At 36.2% G+C, this 2,940-nt stretch carries 3 protein-coding genes; all 3 read left to right on the top strand.

Translation table 11 applies throughout. The features are described 5' to 3' along the window. Nucleotides 1–684 (top strand): HAD-IC family P-type ATPase (locus tag DER71_RS11795; RefSeq protein ID WP_114474680.1); only part of this gene is annotated, 684 nt, incomplete at its 5' end. 215 nt (nucleotides 685–899) lie between these two features. Next, on the top strand, nucleotides 900–2,741 hold the full coding sequence (locus DER71_RS11790; protein ID WP_114457950.1) for a cation-translocating P-type ATPase: 1,842 nt from the start codon (nucleotides 900–902) through the stop codon (nucleotides 2,739–2,741). A gap of 65 nt (nucleotides 2,742–2,806) precedes the next feature. Then, a partial coding sequence (locus tag DER71_RS12415) for a cation transporter (protein ID WP_199505663.1) occupies nucleotides 2,807–2,940 on the top strand: 134 nt, incomplete at its 3' end.

The raw sequence follows: 2,940 nt of genomic DNA, 5'->3' as shown, positions 1-2,940 counted from the left end.
GGCAGAGATTTCAAAGCAGTTTCTCCAGGTTATCTGAAAGAAAACGAGATTGAAATACCAGATAGTGCTTTAAAAGAAGGACCATTTACTGAAATCTTTATTTTAGAAGCTGGAAACTTAATCGGTATGATCAGACTGGGAGATCAGATTAGAGAAAGTTCTTATGAGGCTGTACAGAAACTTAAAGATAGAGGAATTAAAGTTAAAATGCTAACCGGTGATAATCAGAAAACTGCAGAATATGTAAGTAATGAACTTGGTTTAACTGATTATTTTGCCGAAGTACTACCCGATGAGAAGCAGAAAAAAGTTGAAGAACTTCAGGCTGCAGGTGATTTTGTAGCGATGACCGGTGATGGAGTAAATGATGCTCCAGCTCTGGCAAAAGCTGATATCGGGATTGCTATTGGCTCAGGTACAGATGTTGCCGCAGAAACAGCAGATATTATTCTGGTTGAAAGTGATCCACTTGATGTTTTAAAACTGATTGAATTTGGCAGTTTAACTTATAAGAAGATGATTCAGAATTTATTCTGGGCTACAGGTTATAATGCCTTTGCCATTCCGCTGGCAGCAGGTGTGCTGGCAGGTGTGGGAATTATGATTTCTCCAGCAGTTGGTGCAGTACTAATGTCGATGAGTACAGTAATTGTAGCAATTAATGCTAAGATGTTGAAGTTTTAAATTTGATTTAAATATAATGATAAATTTATTAGTTGTTTTCAGACGAAGATAATCAAAAATTAAATATTTATTGATTATAACCTCAGCTAACTTCAAAATTAAATTTTTTTGAAGTTAGCTGAGGTCTTTTTTTGTAAAAAATGATTTATATCATAGCTGACCTCCTGGAAAATAGTTATACTGGTAGTACAAAGGAATCAGGGAGGTTGGTTGAGATGAAAAAGAAATTAAAAATAGTTATTATATCAGGTATTTTAATTACTATAGCCTGGTTGAGTAAATTATTAGATTTTAATCCACTAATTTTTAATACAGCAATGGTGGCAGCGGCAGTAGTTTCCGGTTATCAGGTGGCAGTCAGTGCCTATAACACTCTAAAGATGAAAGTGATCAGTATTAATCTACTTGTAACAATTGCAGCAGTAGGAGCAGTGATTATAGGAGAATACTGGGAGGCAGCAGCTGTTACCTTTCTCTTTGCCTTTGGTTCCTACTTAGAAAGCAGAACAGTAGGAAAGGCCAGAGATGCAATAAGAGATTTAATGGATCTGGCTCCCAATCTGGCTGCAGTTATTAGAGATGGAGAAGAAAAGGAAATAGCTGCTGAAGAGGTAGAAATTGGGGAGAAAGTAATTGTGCGGCCGGGAGAAAAAATACCCGTTGATGGTACTGTAATTAAAGGTAAAAGTGAAGTTAATCAGTCAGCTATTACTGGGGAATCAGTACCGGTCAGCAAAGAAACAGGGGATGAAGTCTTCAGCGGCACTATAAATAAAAATGGCTATCTGGAAATTAAAACTGAAAAGGTTGGAGATGATACCACTTTTGGTAAAATAATAGAGCTGGTAGAAGAGGCTCAGGAAGAAAAAGCTCCTACTCAAAAACTGATGGAGCGTTTTTCTAAATATTATACACCGGGAATTATTCTGCTTTCAATTATTTCTTATTTTATCAGCGGCAGTATCAGACTTTCTCTAACACTGCTTGTTATAGGCTGTCCGGGAGCACTGGTTATCTCAACTCCGATATCTATTGTGGCCGGAATCGGTAATGGAGCCAAAAATGGAATTTTGATCAAGGGAGGTGAATACTTAGAAAAATCAGGAGAAATCGATATGGTTGCCTTTGATAAAACAGGAACTCTAAGTAAGGGAGAAGCAGAAGTTGATCAGATAATAACTTTTGCTAAAAGTGAAGCTGAAGTTTTGAGACTGGCTGCAATCGCTGAATTTAATTCTGAACATCATCTGGCCCGGGCCATCAAAAAGAAAGCCGAAGTTGAACTTAAAGAAAAATTCAATTCTCCAATTAGTTTTGAGACTCATACCGGAAAAGGAATAACTGCTCAAATTGATGGTAAAGAAATTATAATTGGAAACAGCAGGTTATTTAAGGAGCAGGGAATTGATATCAAGCCAGAAATTGAAGAACAAAAAAACAATCTGGAAGAACAGGGTAAAACAGTTGTAGTAATGGCAGAAAATAAACAGATTATAGCTTTAATTTCCATTGCAGATCGACCAAGAGAAAACGCCTATCAGATTGTAGAAAAATTAAAGCGGGTGGGCATCAAAAAAGTAGTAATGTTAACCGGAGATAATGAGAGGATAGCAAAATCGGTTGCTGATGAGCTGCATCTTGATGGTTATAAAGCCGAACTGCTGCCAGAAGATAAGGTTAAGGCAGTGGAGGAATATCAAAGAGAAGGATATAAAGTTGCAATGGTAGGAGATGGAATAAATGATACTCCATCCCTGGTAACAGCCGATATTGGAATTGCAATGGGAGCAGCCGGTACAGATGCTGCAATTGATACAGCAGATATTACTTTAATGGCAGATAACTTAAATAAACTACCATATGCAATTGGACTCAGCAAAGCAGCCAATAGAAATATAAAACAAAATGTTATTTTTGCTGTTTTAATTGTTTTCGCACTGCTGGCAGGTGTTTTAGGTCAGAAAGTATTTCTGGCTTCGGGAATGCTGGTTCACGAGCTGAGTGTTTTAATAGTAATCTTTAATGCTATGCGTCTGTTAAAATATGATGTGGAATAAAAACTAAAAATTTAGACTGATTTTTAAAGAAGAAGTTAAATAATAAAATTTGGAGGTAGAAAAAAATGAAAAAAATTAAACTTTATTTAGAAGAACTGAATTGTCCGGATTGTGCAAATAAGATAGAACAGGTTTTAAATAAAACAGAAGGAGTCAAAAAAGCTGATGTTCATTATACAACCAGTAAGGCTAATGTAGA

This window comes from Halanaerobium sp. DL-01 (assembly GCF_003338615.1).
In the GTDB taxonomy this organism is placed as follows: domain Bacteria; phylum Bacillota; class Halanaerobiia; order Halanaerobiales; family Halanaerobiaceae; genus QPJE01.
Note: the sequence above shows the minus strand (reverse complement) of the source record. Positions and strands in the feature narration are given on the sequence as shown.